The organism is Cupriavidus sp. OTU4054 (assembly GCF_038440175.1).
GTDB classification, from domain to species: domain Bacteria; phylum Pseudomonadota; class Gammaproteobacteria; order Burkholderiales; family Burkholderiaceae; genus Cupriavidus; species Cupriavidus pauculus_D.
Window position 1 is genome coordinate 51,503 of sequence record NZ_JASATF010000009.1, and the last position, 21,467, is coordinate 72,969.

Consider the following 21,467-nt stretch of genomic DNA (forward strand, 5'->3'; position numbering starts at 1 on the left):
CACCGCGCTCATGATCGTCGGCACGGCCGGACATATCGACCATGGCAAGACCACGCTGGTCCGCTCGCTGACCGGCGTCGACACCGATCGCCTCAAGGAAGAGAAGGCGCGCGGCATTTCGATCGAGCTCGGCTATGCCTATACGCCGCTGCCCAATGGCGACGTGCTGGGCTATATCGATGTGCCGGGCCACGAGAAGCTGATCCATACGATGGCCGCCGGCGCGAGCGGGATCGACCTGGCGTTGCTCGTGATCGCCGCCGACGATGGCGTCATGCCGCAGACGCGCGAGCATCTCGCGATCGTGCAGCGGCTTGGCGTGCCGCGCGCGGCCGTGGCGCTGACCAAGGCGGACCGCGTCGATGCGGCGCGGCTCGCGGCCGTGGAGGCGGACGTGGCGGCATTGCTGGCCGATACGCCTTATGCCGAGGCGCCGCAATTTCCGCTCGACGGGACCGATGCGGGTCATGCGGGCGTGGCCGCCCTGCGCGCCTACCTTCACGATGCCGCGATGCGGATGCCCGCGCGGCGCGAGGCGGGCCTGTTCCGGCTGGCGGTCGATCGCGTGTTCACGCTGGCCGGGCATGGCACCGTGGTGACGGGCACCGTGTTCAACGGGCATGTGCGCGTGGGCGATGCGATGCAGCTTGCGCCCGCTGGCCTGCCTGTTCGCATTCGGAGTATCCATGCGCAGCAGCGGGCGGCGGAGGTCGGGGTGGCGGGCCAGCGGTGCGCGCTCAATCTGGCGGGCATCGAGAAGGATGCGATCCGGCGCGGTGACTGGATCATGGACCCGGCGCTGCTGCCGCCCTCGCCTGTCATGCGGCTCGATGTGTCGCTCGCGTTGACGCCGGGGACCGATGTCCGGCTCGGGCACTGGACGCCCGTGCACGTGCACCTTGGCGCGACGCACCGGACAGCGAATATCGTCCTGCTCGACCGCGAGGTACTGGCCGCCGGCCGGATGGATGCCGCGACCGGCGCGCTGCCCGCTGGCGCGTCGCCCGCTAGCCCGTCGTCCGCTGGCTCGCCGTCCGCTGGCTCGCCGTCCGCTGGCTCGCCATCCGCTGGTTCGCAGTCCGCCGGCTCGGCCGCTGGCGCGTATGGCGATGGCGCGTATGGCGATGGTACGCATGGCGATGGCTCGGACGGCGATGGCGCGCAGCGCGGCGGCGTGGCGCTGGCGCAATTGGTCTTTACGAGCCCCGTCTGCGCGCAGGCCGGCGACCGGCTGATCCTCCGCAACGCGCAAGCCACGCAAACCATCGGCGGCGGCACCGTGCTCGACAACGTCGCCCCCGAACGCCACCGCCGCACCCCCGCGCGGCTCGACTGGCTGCGGGCCATCGCCGCGATGCTCGACGGCGCGGGCCTCGCGCCGCTGCTCGCGCAGGCCCCGCACGGCATCGCCCACGGCCGCCTCGTGCGGCTCACGGGCCTGCCGCCCGAGGCATGGGACGTCCCACCCGACGCGCTATCGTTCGGCGGCACAGGCCGCGGCGCAAGCCCGGACGGCCATGCGGCGCCGAGCCACGCCGGCAGCCGGCAGGCCGCGGGCGAAGACCGTTGCCTGATCCTCGCTCCGTATCTGCAAGCGTTACGCCAACGCATCCTCGACACGCTGACCGCGTTCCACGCGCGCCTGCCCGACGAGCCCGGGCTCAATGCCGGCTCCCTGCGGCGCCTCGCCTTCGCGGGTGCCGCGGTACCCGACGCGCTCTGGACCGCGCTGCTCGACGCCCTGCTCGCCGACGGCGAGCTCGACCGTCATGGCGGCTGGCTGCGCCTGCCCACGCACGAGATCGTCATGACCGACGCCGAGCGCGCGCTCGCGGACGAACTCCTCCCGCGCGTGCTGGCGGGCGGCAACGATCCGCCCTGGGTCCGCGATCACGCCGCCGCGCTGAACGCTCCCGAGGACGCCGTGCGCGCGCTGCTGCGCAAGCTCGCGCGGCAAGGCGCGATCCATCAGGTCGTGCGCGACCTGTTCTACGCCGATGCCACCATCGACACGCTCGCCGCGCAACTGGCATCGCTCGCGCAAACGCATACGCGCGTCGAAGCCGTGCATTTTCGCGATGCAGTGGGACTCGGCAGAAAACGGGCGATCCAGATTCTGGAATTCTTCGATCGCGCGGGATACACTCGGCGCGTTGGCAACGGGCGAATGCTGCGCCCGAACACCGAATGGAGCCGCGAAACGGATCCGCAACAGCATTGAGCGGCATCGATCATCGTCGTACGGAAGGCACGCGCATCCGGTGATGCGGCCGGACTTCAAATCCGGTTGGGGGCGTCAGACGTTCCCAGGTAGGTTCGACTCCTGCTGCTTTCCGCCAGTATTTTCGTAGCACCTCAGCACCCGCATGCCGCGCCGCAGCATCCTCTGCCCCGCGGTTTTCCCGCCCAGACATTGCCCGCACGACCTACCATGCATGGGCAGCGGTTGGGCACGTTTCGAGTCTCGAACAAGGGGATCATCATGGATCGACGCGATTTTCTGCGGCTTGGCGCCGCGCTACCTGTCTCCGTCGGCGCTGCCGGCATCCTTCCCGCCCACGCGGCCAACCCGACATCCTCCGGCACCCTGCCCGGCGCCCGCGCAAGCGATATCGAAAACGCGAGCGGCTGGCGCGTCTACGAAATGACCACCGAAGTCACGCTGCCGCCCGCCGCCGCGCCCGCGCGCGTCTGGCTGCCCGTTACCGCGCAGCAGGTCGGCGACTACCAGCGCACGCTGGCCACGGCGTGGAATGCTCCCGGCGCGCGCACCCGCGCGGCCACAACGGGCGGCTACGACGTGCGCATGGTCGCCGTCGAATGGCCGTCGGCGCCGGCCGGCGAGCCGCTCAAGGCCACGCTGACCAACAAGGTCGCCATTCGCGATCGCGACGTCGATCTGGGCGCCGCCCCCTCCGCCCGCGCACCGCGCGAATCCGCCGCGACGTTGCGCGAGTATCTGCGTCCGACGCAGCTGATGCCGACCGATGGCATCGTGCGCGACACCGCGCTGAAGATCACGGCCGGCCTCGACGACGACATGACGCGCGCGCGCGCCATCTATCAATGGGTCGTCGACAACACGTGCCGCGAGGCGAGCGTGCGCGGCTGCGGCACCGGCGACGTCGTGGCGATGCTCAAGACCGGCGGCATCATGAACGGCAAGTGTGCCGACATCAACGGCCTGTTCGTCGCGCTCTCCCGCGCGGCAGGCATTCCCGCGCGCGATGCCTACGGCGTGCGCGTCGATACCTCGGCGCTGGGCTTCAAGGCGCTCGGCAAGGCTGGCGACATCTCCAAGGCGCAGCACTGCCGCTCCGAGTTCTATGCGGCCGGCTACGGCTGGATTCCCGCGGATCCGGCCGATGTGCGCAAGGTCGCCCTCGAAGAAGTCCCCGGCGGCCTGCCGATGACGGACAGCAAGGTACGCGCCGCGCGCGCGATGCTGCTCGGCGCGTGGGAGGGCAACTGGGTCGTGTACAACCATGGCCACGACGTGGCGCTGCCCGGCAGCGGCGCGGCGCCCGTGCCGTTCCTGATGTATCCGAACGGGCAGACCGTCGCGGGCACGCTGGACAGCCTCGATCCGGACAAATTCGGCTATCGCATCACGTCGACGAGGATCGTGTAAATGGCGGAGGCATCGATGCGCGACGGTCAGCCCCGGCTGACGTCGCTGGCACACGGCGGAGGCTGCGGCTGCAAGATCGCGCCCGCCGTGTTGTCCGAAATCCTGCGCAACGCGCGGCATTTCCCCGCCCCGCCCGCGCTGCTGGTCGGTATCGAGACCAGTGACGACGCGGCGGTCTACAAGCTCAACGATACGCAGGCGCTCGTCGCGACCACGGACTTCTTCATGCCCGTGGTCGATGACCCCTTCGACTTCGGCCGCATTGCCGCAACCAATGCCATTTCCGACGTCTATGCGATGGGCGGCACGCCGATCCTCGCGCTGGCGCTGGTCGGCATGCCCGTCGACAAGCTCTCGCCGGAAGTCATCGGCAAGATCCTCGAAGGCGGCGAATCGGTCTGCGCACAGGCCGGTATCGCGATCGGCGGCGGCCATACCATCGACGCGGTGGAGCCCATCTACGGCCTCGTCGTGTTGGGGCTCGTGCATCCGGACCGCATCAAGCGCAACCGCGACGCGCGCGCGGGCGACGTGCTGGTGCTCGGCAAGCCGCTGGGCGTTGGCGTGTATTCGGCGGCGATCAAGAAAGATCGGCTCGACGCGGACGGTTATCGCGAGATGATCGCCAATACGACCAAGCTCAATACACCGGGCAAGACGCTCGGCGATCTGCCCGGCGTGCATGCGATGACCGATGTCACGGGCTTCGGCCTGCTTGGCCATCTGCTGGAACTGTGCCGCGGCAGCGCGTTGTCGGCCACGCTCGATATGTCGCGCGTGCCGCTGCTGCGCGGCGTGACCGCCCTGGCCGAAGGCGGGGCCATTACCGGCGCGTCCAGACGCAACTGGGCCAGCTATGGGCACGAGGTATCGCTCGCACCGGAGATCTCGGCCGTCCAGCAGGCCTTGCTGACCGATCCGCAGACCAGCGGCGGGCTGCTCGTCGCGTGCGCGCCCGAGGCCGTCGATGACGTGCTGGCGTTGTTCCGTCGGGAAGGATTCGCCGATGCGGCCGTGATTGGCGAGATGCGCGGCAAGTCGGGCGAGGGCGCGCCAGCCGTCGCCGTGCGCTGAAGTCTTTTCAGATTCCCCCGTCGTTTCCGGTTTCCCACGCTTTGTACGGTTAACGATACAAATCCGGAAGAACACGACACAAACCGGACAACGCGCCCCCTCAAAATCGTGTCTGGGGCCGGACATGCGGGCGTTCCCGCATGTCACGGCTTTGTACATTCCCTGGAGAACACGATGGAGACTTCCCAAGAACGCGCGGAGGGAGGCGGCTGGGTGCGCCTGCTGCTGCTCGCCCCCTATATCGCGCTGCTATGGCTGCCGTTCTACAACGATACGCAGCCCGCGCTGTTCGGCTTTCCCTTCTTCTACTGGTACCAGTTCCTCTGGGTGCCGATTACCTCGCTGTTGCTGTACATCGTGTATCGGAGCATGAAATGAGCGAGCCGACCACGATCAACAGCACCGCGATGGCGGTGTTCATCTTCTTCTTCGTGCTCGTCACGGTGCTCGGCTTCGTGGCAGCGCGCTGGAAGCGCGGCGACCTCAACCAGCTGCATGAGTGGGGCCTCGGCGGGCGCCAGTTCGGCACGCTGATCTCGTGGTTCCTCGTCGGCGGCGACTTCTACACGGCCTATACCGTGATCGCGGTGCCCGCGCTCGTGTACTCGGTGGGGGCGTACGGCTTCTTCGCGCTGCCGTACACGATCATCGTCTATCCGTTCGTGTTCGCGGTCATGCCAAAGCTGTGGGAAGTCTGCCATCGCAACAACCACATCACCGCGGCGGACTATGTGCATGGCGAGTTCGGCGGCAAATGGCTGCCCGCGGCCGTGGCGCTGACCGGCATCGTCGCGACGCTGCCGTATATCGCGTTGCAGCTCGTGGGCATGCAGGTCGTGATCAAGAGCCTCGGCGTCACCGGTGAACTGCCGCTGGTCGTGGCGTTCGCGATCCTGGCCGTCTACACGTACTCGAGCGGCCTGCGCGCGCCGGCGATGATCGCGTTCGTCAAGGACATCATGATCTATATCGTCGTGATCGTCGCGGTGTCGATCATCCCGAGCAAGCTCGGCGGGTACGGCACGCTGTTCGAGGCCGCGGACAAGTTCTTCCAGGCCAAGGGCGGCGCCACGGGCATCATCCTGCAGCCGTCGCAGTTCATGGCGTACGCCACGCTTGCGCTGGGCTCCGCGCTCGCGGCATTCATGTACCCGCATACGATGACGGCGGTGCTGTCCTCGTCGTCGGCAAAGACCGTGCGCAAGAATGCGATCGTGCTGCCCGCGTACACGCTGCTGCTCGGCCTGATCGCGGTGCTCGGCTACATGGCGATTGCGGCGAACGTGCATGTGACGTCGGCCTCAGACGTGGTGCCCACGCTGTTCCTCACGCTGTTCCCGTCGTGGTTCGTCGGCTTTGCCGCCGCGGCCATCGCGATCAGCGCGCTGGTGCCCGCGGCCATCATGTCGATCGGTGCGGCCAACCTGTTCACGCGCAACCTGTACAGGCCGCTGATCAACCCGACCGTCACGCCCGAGAAGGAAGCGAAGAGCGCCAAGCTGTTCTCGCTGGTGGTCAAGTTCGGCGCGCTGCTGTTCATCATCGTGCTGCCCACGCAGTACGCGATCGACCTGCAGCTGCTCGGCGGCGTCTGGATCCTCCAGATCTTCCCCGCCGTGGTGTTCTCGCTCTACACGCGCCGCCTGACCACCACGGGCCTGTTCGCGGGCTGGATCGTCGGCATCGTGCTCGGCACCGGCCTTGCCTCGGTGATGGGTCTCAAGCCCGTGTATACGCTGCATATCGGCGGCAGCGCGTATCCGACGTATATCGGCCTGATCGCGCTTGCGGCGAACATCGTCGTGTCGTTCGTGGTCTCCGCGCTCACGCAGGGCCAGCGCGTGGTGGCGCGCGCCGCCAACTGACGCCCGGCCGCATCTGCGGGTGCCCCTCTTCCGTGTGGAGAGGGGCGCGCCGAAACGTATCAAGCGTGCAAACGCGCGCAATCCCGGCCCGTCCTAAAGCACGGGCTTGCGGCATCTCCTACAGTCCGGCTCTTAAAGAGCCCCACGACACAAACCAGAGGAGAACGTTCATGCCGCAGCTTTGTATCCGTCAGCACATCAAGCCCCTGTTCGCCGCCGTCGTCATGATGGCTACCGCGCACGGCGCCAACGCACTGGAACGCTGGCAGACCCTGCCGCCTACCCCGACCCCCGTCAAATGGGCGCAGGAGCGCCATAGCGAGCTGCGCGGCATCAGGCTGTATAACGCCGAGGTCGGCAAGGGCTCGCCCGTCATCGTGCTGCACGGCGGCCTGGCCAATTCCGACTATCTCGCCAACCAGGTCCGCACGCTGAGCGCGAAGCATCGCGTGATCGTCGTCGACTCGCGCGGCCACGGCCGCAGCACGCGCGACGCCACGCCGTATGGCTATGACCTCATGGCCGACGACGTCATCGCGCTGATGGACGAACTGAAGATTCCGCGCGCCGATATCGTCGGCTGGAGCGACGGCGCCATCCAGGCGCTCGACATCGCCATCCGCCATCCGGAACGCGTCGGCAAGATCGTCGCGTTCGGCGTGAACACGAAGACGGACGGGCTGATCCCCGCATTCGACAAGAACCCCGTCTTCGCGGCCTATATCGAGCGCGCGGGCAAGGAGTACACGAAGCTGTCGCCCACGCCGAACGACTACGAAGCCTTCCTCTCGCAAATCGGCAAGATGTGGGAAACCGAACCCAACTGGTCCGATGCGCAACTGAAGACGATCAAGTCGCCGGTGCTCGTCATGGACGGCGACCACGACGAAGGCATCAAGCGTTCGCACACGGCCTACATCGCGCGCACGATTCCGCACGCGCGCATGCTGATCCTGCCGAACGCGAGCCACTTTGCGTTCATGCAGGACCCGAAGACGTTCGACGCGGCGATCGTCAAGTTTCTCGATGGGTCCGCTTCGCCCGCGCGGTAACGCGGCGCTTTAGGACAAAACCTGGAGCCTTGCCATCGCGGACATTGCGCCGTCCAGCATCGCGCGCAACACCGGCTGCACGCGCGCCGCCGCCTCCGGCAGATACGGGAATGGCGCATCCTCGCTCATATAGACGGCCTGCACCATTTCCAGCTGAATCGTGTGCACGCCGTGCGCGGGCTGGCCGTAGTGGCGGGTGATATGGCCGCCCTTGAACCGTCCGTCCGCCACCCATGTGTACGGACTGCCCGCGGCCGCCGCGACGACGGCGTCGCGCATGGCCGGCGCGCAGCTGGCACCGCTGTTGGTACCGATGTTCAGGTCGGGCAGCTTGCCCTCGAACAGATGCGGCAAGACACCGGCGATGGAATGCGCCTCCCAGACCAGTACGTTGGCGTGCTCGCCGCGCAGCCGCGCGATCTCGGCGGCGAGCGCATCGTGATACGGCTGCCAGTATTCGCGCTTGCGCACGTCGATTTCGTCGGGCGACGGCCCGCTACCGTCCAGATAAAGCGGTACGCCCCGGAACGACTCCACCGGGCACAGCGTCGTCGTGGTCTGGCCGGGATATAGCGCGCTGCCATCGGCCGGCCGGTTCACGTCGATGACGTAGCGCGAGTAGTTGGCTTGCACCACGGACGCGCCCTGCTCCGCCGCGAACGCGTACAGCCTGCGCAGGTGCCAGTCCGTATCGGCGCGCTCGCGCGCAAGCGGCGTCAGCCGTGGCGCGAGCCAGTCGGGCAACAGTTCGCCGCCATGCGGAATCGAGATGACCAGCGGCAAGCTGCCCTGGGTAACGGTGCAAATCGGGGATGTCATGCCTGTGCCTCTGCCTGTTCGTTGGTGGCCCGGTGCGCGCCGGTGTGCCGACGGCTCGCCCATACCGATGGGTCGAGCATATGGTCTGGTTGCCGCCCGGCCAGCACGTCGATGATCTGGTCCGCGCACTGGCGCGCGGTGTCGGCCAGCGCCTCCTGCGTGGAACCCGCCTGATGCGGGCTCAGCACGACATTGGCCAGCGCGGCCAGCGGCGATGCGATGGGCAATGGCTCGCGCTCGAACACATCGAGCCCCGCACCGAACAGCTTGCCCGCGCGCAGCGCATCGACGAGCGCCGGCTCGTCGATCAGTCCGCCGCGCGACGTGTTGACGAGAATCGCACCGGGTTTCATCGCCGCCAGCGCGGCGGCATCGATGGTGTGACGCGTATCGGCGCGCAATGGGCGATGCAGCGATACGACGTCGGAAATCGCGAGCAGCGCGTGCAGCGTGTCCACGCGCCGCGCACCCAGCGCCTCGACCTCGGCGTCATCGACGCGCGGCGACCATACGACCACCTGCATGCCGAAGCCCGCGCTCGCCATCCGGGCCACGATCTGGCCCGTGCGGCCAAAGCCCACGATGCCCAGCGTCTTGCCGGACAGCGAATGCATCGGTACCTGATAGCGGTGCTGCCAGTCCGAGCGGCGCGTGGCGGCGTCGGCCACCACCGTGCCGCGCGCCACGGCGAGCATCAGCATCATCGCGTGTTCGGCCACCGCGCGCACGTTCGCGGCGGGCGTGGACACCACGGGGATGCCGCGGGCATGGGCATGCGCCACCGCGATCTTGTCGGTGCCCGTGCCGTGATTGCTGATGACGGCCAGGCGCGGGGCGGCATCGATGGCGGCGGCGGACAGACCTTCGCGCACGATCACCGCGTCGACATCGCGCACTTCGGCAATCCGCTCGGCCTCGTTCGTGGCGGTGCCGTGGCGCACCTCGATGCCGGCCGCACGCATGCGTTCGGCACCGATGGGATGAATCGGTTGGGTAATCAGACAGACTGGCATGAGTTCGACATCGCTGTGGAAAGGGAAACACCGGCCCGCGCGCCCAGCGCACTGGCCAGTACGCGCGTAGCCTGCGCGAATTCGTCGAGCCGCATCGACTCGTCGGGGTTATGGCTGCCGTGCGCATTGCGGACGAACAGCATCGCGGCGGGCACGCCCTGCGCCGCGAACAGCGCCGCATCGTGCCCGGCCCCGCTGGGCATGGACCGCGCGGGCACACCGGCCGCTTCGGCCGCCGCGGTCAATATCGCCCGCAAGGCCGGATCCATGACCCCCGCCGCGCTGGCGGTCATCGGGCCGAGGTCGATCTCGACGCGGCAGGTCTGCGCGATCTCGGCCCGGATGGTCTGGATTGCGGCATCCATCGCCTCCAGCGTGGCCACACTGCGCGAACGCACGTCGATGCTGAAATCGACGCGGCCCGAGACCTTGCTGAAGTCCGCCTGCGCGGCATCGGTCGTGCACTGGCCGACCGTGACGGTGAGCTCGTGCCCCGCGGCTTCCATCGCGACCCACGCACGCTGCAACGCGGTGACCAGTGCCGCGGCCGCTACCACGGCATCGCGGCGATGCGTGCGCGGCGTCGCGCCGGAATGCGCGTACTGCCCGCGAATCGTGGCATGACGGTAGCGCCGGCTGCCGCAGATGCCCGTCACCACGCCCAGCACATCGTCGCTCTCGTCGAGCACGGGGCCCTGTTCGATATGGAGTTCGACAAAGCAGTCGATCTGCGCTGCCCGCAGGGCCGGGATGCCCGCGGCGACGGCCTCGGGGTCGCCGCCCGCGGCACGCATATGGTCGGCCAGCGTGCGGCCCGTATCGGCACGGCGCAATGCCGTGGCCGTGCCGTCGAGCAGGCCGAATGCGGCCTTGCTGCCGATATACGACAGCGGAAACCACGCACTCTCCTCGGCGCGAATGGCCATGACGGTCACGTCGCGCGCCGGTACGACGCCCGCGCGGCGCCATGCCGCCAGAATGGCCAGCCCGGCCACCACACCGGCCGCGCCATCGAAATTGCCGCCGCGCGGCACGGAATCGAGGTGCGAGCCCGTCATCACGGCCGGCGCGCCACGGTCGGCGCCGGGCAGCGTCAGATACAGATTGCTCGCCGCATCGCGGCGCGTCTCCAGTCCGTACTGCTCGGCCGTCGCGCGCAACAGCGCATGCGCGGCATTCTCGCCATCGCCATAGGTGTCGCGCGTGATGCCGACACCGTCGTGGCTCTGGGCGACCAGTTGCGCGAACAGCGAGGCCGCGAGCGCATGGTCGGGTTCGACAGCCGGATTCATACGGTCTCCATCGCTTCCGTCTTCGGGGCGAGCGAATCCTGCACGGCCTGGGGGTCCCACGACTTGCCGGGCATCGAGTCGATGAGCCGGCGCGTATAGGCATCGCGCGGGGTCTCGAAGATCTCGGCGGGGCTGCCCTGCTCGACCACACTGCCGCGATGCATCACAAGCACCTTGTCGCAGATCTGCGCGGCCACGCGCAGATCGTGCGTGATGAAGATCAATGCGATGCCCAGGCGCTTCTGCACTTCGGCCAGCAGCTTCAGCACCTGCGCCTGCACCGAGACATCGAGCGCGGACACCGATTCATCGGCCACGATCAGCCGCGGCTCCATGGCGAGCGCACGGGCGATGCCGACGCGCTGGCGCTGGCCGCCGGAGAACTGGCTGGGATAGCGATCGAACGCGCTGGGTTCCAGTTCCACGAGCTTGAGCAGTTCCCGCGCGCGCGCTTCGGCCTCCGCGCGCGGCACGCCGTTGGCCATGGGGCCGTCGCACAGGATCCGGCCCACCGTATGGCGCGGATTGAGCGAGGCGAACGGGTCCTGGAAGATCATCTGGATATGGCGGCGCATCGGCCGGAACGCCCGCTCGCTGATGGGCGCGATATCGCGACCTTCGAATGCCATCACGCCGCCGTCGTTCTCGGTCAGCTTGAGCAGGCATTTGCCGATCGTCGACTTGCCCGAACCGGACTCGCCGACGATACCCAGCGTTTCGCCCGCGCGGACTTCGAAGCTCACGCCCTTGACGGCTTCGACCACGCGCTTGCGCTGGAACAGGCCGCCCGGCGTCGTGTAGGTCTTGCGCAGCCCCTCCACGCGAAGCACCGGATAGCCTTCCGGTTCGGTAGCGGACGCGCCGGCGCGCGCGCGATGCGACGGCACGCTGCCGATCAGCCGGCGCGTGTACGGATGCGCGGGACGGTTCAGCACCTGTTCGGCCGTGCCCTGCTCGACGATGCACCCCTTCTCCATCACGATGACGCGGTCGGCAATCTCCGCCACGACGCCGAAATCGTGCGTGACGAACATCACGCCCATGCCCTTCTCTTTCTGGATGCGGGCAATCAGCGCGAGAATCTGCGCCTGCGTGGTGACGTCGAGCGCCGTGGTGGGCTCGTCGGCGATCAGGAAGGCCGGTTCCAGCGCGAGCGCCATGGCGATCATCACGCGCTGGCGCTGGCCGCCCGACAGCGCGAACGGATAGGCATTGCACAGCGTGGGCGGGTCGGGCAGGCCGACGAAGGCGAGCAGCTCCAGCACCCGCGCGCGGCGCGATGCCGGGTCGAGCGCGCCATGCACGCGCCCATGCACGCGCATCACTTCGGCAATCTGGTCGCCCACGCGATGCAGCGGGTTGAGCGCGGAGAGCGGCTCCTGGAAGATCATCGCCATGTCCTTCCCGCGCATGCCGCGCAGCGTGGCTTCGTCCTGCGTCAGCAGGTCGCGGCCACGAAACAGGATCTGGCCCGACTCCGGCTTCAGGTACGCCGGCAGCAGACCCATGATCGCATTGGCGCTCATCGACTTGCCCGAGCCAGACTCACCGACGATGCAGACCAGTTCGCCGGCACCGATCTCGAAGTCGATGTCGCGCACGGCATAGGGACGGTCGCCGCCCTTCGGCAGCGCGATGCTCAGGTTGCGGATGGACAGCAACGGCGCCTCGGACGCTCGATTGCGGGATGCTTGCATCGGTCAGTTCCCCCGTTTGCGCAGTTGCGGATTCAGGGCATCGTTGAGCCCTTCGCCGATCAGGTTGATCGCGAGCACCGTCAGCATGATGGCCACGCCGGGCCACAGGCTCATCCACGGGGCTTCGCGCAGCATCGTGCGCGCCGCGCCGATCATGAAGCCCCAGCTCATGAGATTGCGGTCGCCCAGCCCCAGGAACGATAGCGCCGATTCCGTGAGGATCGCGGTAGCGGTCATCAGCGAGGCCGTGACGATGACGGGCGACGCCGCATTGGGCAGGATCTGCGTGAAGATGATGCGCGCCGGCGACTGGCCGATCACGATGGCCGCCTGCACGAACTCGCGCTCCTTGAGCGTCATGAATTCGGAGCGCACGAGCCGCGCCACCGGGGGCCACGACACGATCGCGATGGCGCCCACGATCGAATAGAGCGACGGCTTGAAGATGGCCACGAGCACCAGCGCCATGGCCAGCTGCGGAATGGTCTGGAAGAACTCGGTGCCGCGCATCAGCGCGTCGTCGACGCGGCCGCCGTAGTAGCCCGCCAGCGCGCCGACCACAATGCCGATCAGCACCGCGACCAGCGTGGAGATCACGCCGATGGTCAGCGAGACGCGCGCGCCGTAGGCGATGCCCGCGGCGATATCGCGGCCGAGCATGTCGGTACCCAGCGGATAGGCGCTGTCGTGGAACGGCGCCAGCAACGGGTCCGCGACCATCATCCAGGGCGGATCTTCATACAACGTGGACGCCAGCGCCGCCGCGACAATCACGATCAGCAGCAGCACGAGGCCCACGGCGGCGCCACGATTGGCGCCAAAGCGTTTCAGGAAAGACATGTCCATGCTCCTCGAATCCGGCTTATTGCCTGCCGATGCGCGGATCGATCAGGCGATACACCAGATCCGTCAGCAGGTTGAACACAACGACCATCGTCGATGTCACGAGGAACACCCCCAGCAGCAACTGGTAGTCGCGCTGGATCAGCGCATCGAACATCAGGCGCCCGATGCCGGGCCAGCCGAACACGGTCTCCGTCAGCACGGCGCCGCCCGCCATCTGGCCCAGCTGGATGCCCGCGAACGTCACCACGGGCAGCATCGCGTTACGCAGCGCATGCCGGCGAATCGTCTCGCCGAGCGGCACGCCCTTGGCGCGGGCGGTCTTGATGTAGTCCATGCCCAGCACTTCGAGCATCGAGGCGCGCGTCAGGCGCGCATACACGGCCATGAAGAAGCAGCCGAGCGACACGGTGGGCAGTACCAGATGGTGGGCGATGTCCGCGACGCGCGCCCAGCCATGCAGATTGCCGCCCACCTGTTCCATGCCATAGGGCGGCACCCAGCCCAGATGCAGCGAGAAGAACAGGATGGCCAGCAGCGCGAGCCAGAACTGTGGCGTCGCGTAGATCAGCAGCGAGCCCGTCATCAGCACGCTATCGAGCCACGTGCGCCGTCCCGCATAGCGCGCCCGCGACGCGATCACGCCGAACATGACCCCGAATGCGAGCGCGAACACGAACGCGCACGACATCAGCAGCAGCGTGGCCGGTAACCGGTCGAGAATCAGGTCCAGCACGGGCAGACGCTCGCGATAGGAGTAGCCGAGATCGAGATGCGCCACGCCCCACAGGTAGCGGCCCAGCTGCACGGGCAGCGGCTGGTCGAGGCCGAACTCCTTGCGCAGTTCCTGCACGTACGCCGGGTCGGACGAGCCGGACTCGCCGGCCAGCACCGATGCCGGATCTCCCGGCGCCATGCGCACCAGCATGAAGTTGATGATGACCACGCCAAGCACGACGAACAACGCCTTGCCGAGCCTGGCGACCAGAATGGAGAGTGACTTTTCCACGCGATCGAATCCTTCTTGAGACGGGCGCAGCGCGCTTACTTGCTGATGTAGACGTCGGCGAACGTGTCGTTCAGGCCGATGGCCGTCTGGATCAGGTTGTGGACCTTGTTGCTATAGAGCGTCGGCAGCTCCATCTCGAACAGGTAGCCGTTGGCCACTTCCTGGACCAGCGTCTTCTGGATGTTCGAGTAGAGCTGCTGGCGCTCCGCATCGGACGTCGCGGCGGCGGCCTTGTCCCACATCGCATCCACGCCCGCATTCACATAGCCCTGGTTGTTCACGAACGCCGAACCCTTGACCTGGTTGCGTGCCAGATAGAGGCGCGAGACGCCCAGCGCGGGGTCGCCGTACTGCGACGTGAAGCTGAAGGTCAGGTCGAAGTCGAAGTCCGACACGCGCTTGGCCCACGTGCCCGCGTCGGCGGACTCGATCTCTACCTTGAAGCCCAGTTGCTCCAGGCACTGGCGCGTGTATTCGCCCAGGCGGTCCCACGTGGCGCCGTACGGGTAGGACAGGATATGAATCGGGGTCTTGGACGGATCGATGCCAGACTCCTTGATCAGCGCGCGCGCCTTCTTCAGGTCGAACCCATACGCGGGCACATTGGCGTCGTAGAACGGCGTCGTCGAGGAGATGGGTCCGGTCGCCACCTTGCCGAGACCGAAGAAGATATTGTTCACCACGAACTTGCGATTGATCGCTTCCATGATGGCCTGCCGCACCTTCACGTTGTCGAACGGCGCCTTGCGCTGATTCATCTGGATATACGCGAGCTTGGAGAACATTTCCCAGCCCTTGGTCGTGTATTCCACGTTGGGCAGCGCGCGCAGGCGCTTGATCTCGACGTTGTCCACGTCGCCGGCACTCACTACCTGCACGTCGCCGCGTTCGAAGGCGACCGCGCGCGATGCGGCATCCGGAATCACGTTGAAGACGATCTCGTCCAGATAGGGCTTGCCCTTCTGCCAGTAGTTCGGGTTACGCGTCAGCACGATATAGGCGCCCTTCTTCCACTCCTTGAACATGAAGGGGCCGGTACCCACCGGGGTCTGGTTGGCGGGGTTCTTCGCATAGTCCGTGCCGTCGTAGATATGCTTCGGCACCATCGGCATGTTGTCGCTGACAAACGACTTGAGGAACGGCGCGAACGGCTCCTTGAGCGTGATGACCACCTTGTTCGCGCCCTGCGCCTTGACCGACTGCACGAACTGCTCGATGACCACACGGGCGCGCGGATGCACGGCGCGCAGGAACTTGTCGATCGAGAACACGACGTCGTCGGACGAGAACGGCTTGCCGTCGTGCCATTTGACGTTGGACTGCAGCTCGAACGTGTAGACCTTGCCGTCGGGCGACACGGTCCACGACCTGGCGAGGCCCGGCAGGGGCTTCATGTCGGGTGACCAGGTCAGCAGGCTCTCATAGATCTTGCCGGCCACGTACTGCGTGGGCGTCTGCTGGTTCAGGCCCAGCATCAGCGTGGGCGGCTCGGGCTGGGCGATGGCGCGCAGCGTGCCGCCGCGGGTCTGGGCATGGGCACTCGCGGCGATACCGACGGTCAGGGCAATCGAGCAGGTTGCGATCTTGAGCAGGCGGGCGGCGGGCAGGTTCAGCTTGGTGGTCATGGATATACCTGATAGTCGTGGAAGCAAGGGATGGGATTCAAAGCGGCCGGATGGCAATGCCGTCGGCGATCAGGGCACTGCGAATACGTTCGGCGAACAGGACCGCGCCGGGCTGGTCGCCGTGGATGCACAGCGTGTCGGCCGCGATGGGCACCGACTTGCCGGAGAGCGCCTGCACGCTGCCGTCGAGCACCATGCGGCGTACCTGCGCGATGGACGCGTCGACGTCTTCGATCATCGCGTGCGGCATCGAGCGCGGCGTGAGCGTGGCGTCGTCCTGGTAGGAGCGGTCGGCATACACCTCGTTGGCCACGCGCAGGCCCGCGGCCTCCGCGGCGGCGGCCATATTGGCGTTGGCCACGTAGATGAGCACCTCGGGCGATACCGCGCGCACGGCATCGGCCACCGCGGCGGCGAGCGCGGGATCGCGCGCGGTCATGTTGTAGAGCGCGCCGTGCGTCTTCACGTGGTGCAGCGGCACGCCGACCGCGCGCGTGACGCCCAGCATCGCGCCGACCTGATAGACCGTGAGCGCGTAGACCTCGGCGGCCGTCATGGCCATGGCGCGGCGGCCAAAGCCCTGGAGGTCGGGCAGGCCGGGATGGGCGCCCACGGCCACGCCGGCCTCGGCGGCGGCGCGCACGGTGGCCAGCATCACGTCGGGATCTCCGGCGTGGAAGCCGCACGCGATGTTCGCGGACGTGACATGGCGCAGGATCGCGGCATCGTCGCCCATGCGCCAGGCGCCGAAGCTTTCGCCCATGTCACAGTTGATATCGAGAGTTGGCATCGGTGATTTCCTCGTTCGTTCTCGTGATTTGGGGGGTTATGTCGGGAGGCCGATCAGCCGTGCCGCCTCGGCGGCAATGGCATCGAGCCGGTCCGTCATCGCCAGCAGCGCGCGATGCGCGGTCTCGGGCGTCACGGCGCGGAAGCGCAGCGCGGTACCGGGCACGGCCTGCGCCAGCCGCGGCAGGTCGGCGCTGATGACGTAGGCGATCTTTGGATAGCCGCCGACGCTCTGCCGGTCGGCCATCAGCACGATCGGCGCGCCGCCCGGGGGCACCTGCACGGTGCCGAAGCTCACCGCCTCCGACACCATTTCCAGCGGCGCGGCCAGCGCGAGCGCGGGCCCTTCGAGCCGATAGCCCATGCGGTCCGACTGGTTCGATACCGTATAGGCCTCGACCTCGAAGGCCTTGCGCGCGGCCGGCGTAAAGCACTCCCATTGCGGGCCCGGCAGAAAGCGGATGGCATCGCCCGCGTCCGGCGCGGCGCAATCGGCGGGCGCCTCCGCCGCGACCCATGGCATGGCGCTCTGCACCATCATCCGGGCCAGCGGCAGCATCTCCCTGCGCGGGGATGCGATGGCGATGCGATCTCCGGCCCGCAGCGCGCGGCCCTCCATGCCGCCGAAGCGGGCACGCAGGTTCGTGCTCCGGCTGCCCAGCACCGCGTCGGGCGCGAAGCCGCCGCGCACGGCCAGATAGGCGCGGGCACCGCGGCGGCAGTGACCGAGCGCGATCGGCACGTCGTGGCGCACCATCACCGCGCAATGGGTAGGCAGCGGCACGCCACCGGCCGTCACGGCGAGATCGGCACCGGTCACCGCGATCAGCGTGTCCTGCGCAAAGCGCACGGTGGGACCATTGAGCGTGATTTCGAGCGCGGCCGTATCGGCGGCGTTGCCCACCAGCACATTGGCCAGCGGATACGACCATTCGTCCATCGCGCCGTTGACGGGCACGCCAAAGCGCTGGTAACCGTAGCGGCCGCCGTCCTGCAGCACCGACAGCATGCCGGGCTTGTCCACACGCATCGCGTTCATGGCCGCGGCTCCAGCATGGCGTCGAACTCGGCCGGCGTAATGGGCACGAAGCGCAGCCGGTCCCCGAGTTGCAGGCGGGTCGGCGGATTCTGGCCCACATGGAACAGGTTCCACGGCGTGCGCGCGATCAGGTTCCAGCCGCCCGGCGATGCGTCCTGATAGATCGACGAGATGCCGTTCGCGATCGCGACCGATCCGGCCGGCACCAGCGTGCGTGGCGTGGCACGGCGCGGTACGGCAAGGCGCGGATGCAACGGTCCCGCAAACGGATTGCCCGGAGAGAAGAAGAAGGTGTAGAGCGTGAGCGGTGTGGCGCAATGGAGCCGGATGACTTCGGCCGTATCGATCTCGCAGGCACGTGCCACGTCTTCGAGGTCGGGACCGTACTCGCCGCCATAGCAGGCGGGCACTTCCACTTCGCGGCCGGCGTGGACCACGGCGGGCACGCCATCGACCAGCGCGTCGCGTATCCATGCGGAGAGCTGGACGAACGGCGCGCCCTTGTCACGCGCAAACATCTCGGGACGAAAGTGGACGGCCACCGTGGTGAACGCGGGCACGACATCGCGCACTCCGGGCCAGCGCTGCCGCAGCAGGTACTCGGTCACCGCATGCACGCGCTGGCTGACCGCCACGCCGACCTGATCGCCGAGACGAATCTGCAGGCAGCGGTCGCCGACGGGCTCGATGCGACAATCCGTCAGCGCAAGAAGCCCATCGCCCGATTGCACGGTGGCTGCTTGTGCGAGGGCCGTTTGCGCCATCACCATGACATGCGCTCCAGCGCGGCACAGGCCGTCACGATGCGCTCGCACGCCTCGCGCAGCCGGTCATCGGCCAGCGCGTAGGCCAGCCGTACGTAGGGGGCCAGCCCGAAAGCCGAACCGGGCACCACGGCGACATGGGCCGCGTGCAGCAGGTACATCGCGAAGTCGGTATCGGTCTCGATGCGCTTGCCATCCGGCGTGCGCATGCCGAGCGCGGCGGCGCAGTCCGCATACAGATAGAACGCAGCGGGGGGACGGCGCATGGTGAGCACGGGCGCGGCGTCGGCCAGCACGGAGAGCGCGAGGTCGCGGCGCGCGCGCAGGCGGGTACGCCAGCCATCGAGAAAGTCCTGCGGACCGTTCAGCGCGGCCACCGCTCCTGCCTGGCTGATCGCACTGGGGTTGCTGGTGCTCTGGGACTGCAGCAGCGCCATGGCCTTGATCAGCCACGCGGGACCGGCCGCGTAGCCGAGGCGCCAGCCCGTCATCGCATACGCCTTGGATACGCCGTTGACGGTCAGCGTACGGTCGCGCATGGCCGGCGCGGCCTGTGCGAACGACGTGAACGTGCCGTCGAACAGGATCTCTTCGTAGATCTCGTCCGACAGCACGAGCACATCGGGATAGTCATCGAGGACGTCGGCCAGCGCGCGCAGTTCGCCGGCCGAGTAGAGAGCGCCCGACGGGTTGCACGGCGAGTTGAGCATGAGCCAGCGCGTGCGCGGCGTCAGTGCGGCGCGCAGCGCGGCCGGTGTGAGCTTGAAGTCGTCCGCGGGCGTTGCCGTGACCAGCACCGGCGTACCACCGGCGATATGGACCATGTCGCTATACGACACCCAGTACGGGGCGGTGACGATCACTTCGTCCCCGGCATCGACGGTGGCGAGCAACGCGTTGAACAACATCTGCTTGGCGCCCGTGCCCGCGATGATTTCTGCTTCGACATAGTGCAGATCGTTGTCGCGGGCCAGTTTCCGTGCAATCGCCGCCTTGAGTTGGTGCGTGCCGCCCACGTTCGTGTAGCGCGTCTCCCCTGCCGTCATGGCCTGGATGGCCGCCAGCTGGATATGCGCGGGCGTATCGAAATCCAGTTCGCCTTCGGACAGGCTGATGACGGGCTTGCCGTCTTCGGCAAGGCGCCGGGCGGCCTCGGACATGGCGCCGGTGGCGGACGGACGCGCCATGGCCAGGCGCTGGGAGAGTCGATGGGCGGCGGAGGAAGTCGGCATGAAATTCGCGTAGCGTAAGGATCGGCATTCACATCGAATGCCATTGGTATACCACTGGCATTCAAGCAAACTGCGTGCCATACTTCGCAACATGACAAAAACGACCGCACTCGCTTTTCCAGCATCCGCCGTGGAGACGGAGACGGATGCCAGCCTTCTTCCGGCAGCAACGGCTGACGAAACCCCGAAGGAACGCGCATTGGGCAACCTCGCCTACGAGGCCGTGCTGGATCTGCTCGTCTCCGGCGGGCTGCATCCCGGCGATCCCATCCAGGAACGGGCCCTCGCCGCCCAGCTTGGCTTCTCGCGCACGCCGCTGCGCGAAGCCCTCCACCGGCTCGAAGGCGAGCGCCTGCTGGAACGGGGCGCGAACAGCCGTCTGTTCGTGAGGCAGGTGACGGTGCAGGAGATCCTCGAGGCCCTGCACGTCCGGCGCCTGCTGGAACCCGACGCGGCCTCCCGCGCCGCGGGGCAGATCCCGCAGTCCGAACTGGAACGGCTACGCCGGCGCGTGGAGGAACTGCTTGCGCGCAACGAGCCCGGCAATCCCGAGCATCAGGTGCTGGACGCCGATCTGCATGGCGTCATCTGCAAGTACTGCGACAACGAGATGCTGGCCGGCATCATCGCGGAAGTCCGACGCAAGACGCGCATGTTCTCGCTCAAGCGACTCGAGCGCCGACTCGGCCCCGTGTGCCATGAACACCTGGCCATGATCGCCGCCCTCGAACGCGGCGACGGCGCGGAGGCCGCGCGCCAGACGGCCGAACATATCGACAATATCCGCGCGTCGATCCTGGAGAAGCTGGCGCGGTGGTGAGCCACGCGGTGGTGAGCACCGCTGTGGTGAGCCCGGATGTGGGCGCGCCCTGAAACACTTGCCGATTCCCCCAACAACAACAGGCCATCCATGCCCCTCTCCCACTGGCTCCGCCAAGCCGCGACATGCGCCGCGATGGCCATGACCGCATCCGCGTTCGCGGCCGACGTACCGCCAGGCCAGTACGCCTACACCGACGGCGGCAGCGCGCACGGCACGCTGACGGTGAAGGGGTCCGCGTTCACCATCGACACCATCGGTGTCAATTGCCATACTTGCACGGCCGAAGGCGTGATCAAGGGCAAGACCGGGTTGGTCAAGGACAGCCAATGCCGCATCGCGTTCTCGCGCAGCGGCGATACGCTCAACCTCGACGTGGAGGCGACCGTCGAAGCCTGTCGCGATTCCTGCGGCATGCGGGCAAGCTTCGACGGCGAATATCGCCTGCCGCCGCCGGCATGTACCGATCGTCAGCGCACCGCGCGAGTCTCGCTGTCGCACCGGCAATACGCGGCGAAAAACTACGACGCCGCGCGCGGCACGCTGACGGCGTTGATCGGCGAATGCAAGCCATTCATGCACTGGATCGAGATCGACAAGGCGCGCAGCGATCTCGCCATCACCGAATTCCATCGGGGCGATCGGGCGCAGTGCCTTGCGGCCCTGTCGGACACGGTGGCCGTGCGCATGACCCGGGACGATTCGATCAGCTTGCCGCCCTGCGACAAGGACAACTACGATCCCACGGGCAAGGCGATCCGGCACAACCTCGCGCTCTGTCAGGGAATGCCGCAGCGCTGATCCGCAAGGCGAGTTGCCGGCCGCCTGCATCGCTCGATCCCTTGGACAATCGGGATTGAGCACTGCTATATTGCGTGGAACTTTCATGTGTCCCTCTGGCCA

At 67.5% G+C, this 21,467-nt stretch carries 19 protein-coding genes and 1 tRNA gene; 9 read left to right on the forward strand and 11 right to left on the reverse strand.

The genetic code is table 11. The features are described 5' to 3' along the window. Positions 1–10 precede the first annotated feature (10 nt). From selB to AAHB16_RS12890, 7 genes are all read left to right on the forward strand, one after another. Positions 11–2,221, forward strand: coding sequence for a selenocysteine-specific translation elongation factor (selB, locus tag AAHB16_RS12860; RefSeq protein ID WP_342051036.1), 2,211 nt, complete (start codon positions 11–13; stop codon positions 2,219–2,221). Positions 2,222–2,243: 22 nt separating this feature from the next. Further along, positions 2,244–2,339 (forward strand) — tRNA-Sec (locus AAHB16_RS12865). Positions 2,340–2,482: 143 nt separating this feature from the next. Next, positions 2,483–3,631 (forward strand): transglutaminase-like domain-containing protein, encoded by a 1,149-nt coding sequence (locus AAHB16_RS12870; RefSeq protein ID WP_150377139.1) that lies wholly within the window; start codon positions 2,483–2,485, stop codon positions 3,629–3,631. After that, complete coding sequence (gene selD / locus AAHB16_RS12875; RefSeq protein WP_223851668.1) at positions 3,632–4,705, forward strand: selenide, water dikinase SelD; 1,074 nt, start codon at positions 3,632–3,634, stop codon at positions 4,703–4,705. A gap of 174 nt (positions 4,706–4,879) precedes the next feature. Next, the gene (locus tag AAHB16_RS12880; RefSeq protein ID WP_150377138.1) at positions 4,880–5,083 is read left to right on the forward strand and encodes a DUF3311 domain-containing protein; all 204 of its coding nucleotides are present in this window, start codon (positions 4,880–4,882) and stop codon (positions 5,081–5,083) included. After that, on the forward strand, positions 5,080–6,570 hold the full coding sequence (mctP, locus tag AAHB16_RS12885) for a monocarboxylate uptake permease MctP (RefSeq protein ID WP_342051037.1): 1,491 nt from the start codon (positions 5,080–5,082) through the stop codon (positions 6,568–6,570). Before AAHB16_RS12880 ends, mctP begins: the two co-directional genes overlap by 4 nt. Positions 6,571–6,740: 170 nt before the next feature. Next, entirely contained in the window at positions 6,741–7,622 is an 882-nt protein-coding gene (locus tag AAHB16_RS12890; protein ID WP_150377136.1) for an alpha/beta fold hydrolase, read from the forward strand. 9 nt (positions 7,623–7,631) lie between these two features. Here AAHB16_RS12890 and hutG read toward each other — a convergent pair whose 3' ends face one another. Genes hutG through AAHB16_RS12945 form a run of 11 tightly spaced genes read right to left on the reverse strand, consistent with a single transcriptional unit; the run spans position 7,632 to position 19,744 of the window. Continuing rightward, the gene (hutG, locus tag AAHB16_RS12895) at positions 7,632–8,441 is read right to left on the reverse strand and encodes an N-formylglutamate deformylase (protein WP_342051038.1); all 810 of its coding nucleotides are present in this window, start codon (positions 8,439–8,441) and stop codon (positions 7,632–7,634) included. Continuing rightward, positions 8,438–9,454: a hydroxyacid dehydrogenase gene (locus AAHB16_RS12900; RefSeq protein WP_342051039.1), complete on the reverse strand. Its 1,017-nt coding sequence runs from the start codon at positions 9,452–9,454 to the stop codon at positions 8,438–8,440. Before AAHB16_RS12900 ends, hutG begins: the two co-directional genes overlap by 4 nt. Beyond that, positions 9,439–10,746, reverse strand: coding sequence for a Zn-dependent hydrolase (locus AAHB16_RS12905; RefSeq protein WP_342051040.1), 1,308 nt, complete (start codon positions 10,744–10,746; stop codon positions 9,439–9,441). The genes AAHB16_RS12900 and AAHB16_RS12905 overlap by 16 nt, the downstream gene beginning before the upstream one ends. Beyond that, complete coding sequence (locus AAHB16_RS12910) at positions 10,743–12,443, reverse strand: ABC transporter ATP-binding protein (protein WP_342051041.1); 1,701 nt, start codon at positions 12,441–12,443, stop codon at positions 10,743–10,745. The genes AAHB16_RS12905 and AAHB16_RS12910 overlap by 4 nt, the downstream gene beginning before the upstream one ends. Before the next feature lie 3 nt (positions 12,444–12,446). Further along, positions 12,447–13,283, reverse strand: coding sequence for an ABC transporter permease (locus AAHB16_RS12915; protein ID WP_150377131.1), 837 nt, complete (start codon positions 13,281–13,283; stop codon positions 12,447–12,449). Positions 13,284–13,305: 22 nt separating this feature from the next. Continuing rightward, the gene (locus AAHB16_RS12920; RefSeq protein WP_342051042.1) at positions 13,306–14,295 is read right to left on the reverse strand and encodes an ABC transporter permease; all 990 of its coding nucleotides are present in this window, start codon (positions 14,293–14,295) and stop codon (positions 13,306–13,308) included. A 35-nt stretch (positions 14,296–14,330) separates the two neighbouring features. Beyond that, positions 14,331–15,920 (reverse strand): ABC transporter substrate-binding protein, encoded by a 1,590-nt coding sequence (locus AAHB16_RS12925; protein WP_342051043.1) that lies wholly within the window; start codon positions 15,918–15,920, stop codon positions 14,331–14,333. Positions 15,921–15,957: 37 nt separating this feature from the next. Continuing rightward, a complete protein-coding gene (locus tag AAHB16_RS12930) occupies positions 15,958–16,710 on the reverse strand; it encodes a LamB/YcsF family protein (protein ID WP_342051044.1) in 753 nt (250 codons plus the stop codon). Between the two features lie 36 nt (positions 16,711–16,746). Next, a complete protein-coding gene (locus AAHB16_RS12935; RefSeq protein ID WP_342051045.1) occupies positions 16,747–17,748 on the reverse strand; it encodes a 5-oxoprolinase subunit C family protein in 1,002 nt (333 codons plus the stop codon). Then, the gene (gene pxpB / locus AAHB16_RS12940; protein WP_342051046.1) at positions 17,745–18,518 is read right to left on the reverse strand and encodes a 5-oxoprolinase subunit PxpB; all 774 of its coding nucleotides are present in this window, start codon (positions 18,516–18,518) and stop codon (positions 17,745–17,747) included. Before pxpB ends, AAHB16_RS12935 begins: the two co-directional genes overlap by 4 nt. Beyond that, positions 18,512–19,744, reverse strand: a complete 1,233-nt coding sequence (locus tag AAHB16_RS12945) for a pyridoxal phosphate-dependent aminotransferase (RefSeq protein WP_342051047.1) — start codon at positions 19,742–19,744, stop codon at positions 18,512–18,514. Before AAHB16_RS12945 ends, pxpB begins: the two co-directional genes overlap by 7 nt. Before the next feature lie 130 nt (positions 19,745–19,874). On the opposite strand from AAHB16_RS12945, the gene AAHB16_RS12950 reads away from it, so the two are divergent. Further along, a complete protein-coding gene (locus AAHB16_RS12950; protein ID WP_223851666.1) occupies positions 19,875–20,564 on the forward strand; it encodes a GntR family transcriptional regulator in 690 nt (229 codons plus the stop codon). Between the two features lie 141 nt (positions 20,565–20,705). Continuing rightward, positions 20,706–21,365 (forward strand): hypothetical protein, encoded by a 660-nt coding sequence (locus AAHB16_RS12955; RefSeq protein WP_317889549.1) that lies wholly within the window; start codon positions 20,706–20,708, stop codon positions 21,363–21,365. Positions 21,366–21,467: the final 102 nt, after the last annotated feature.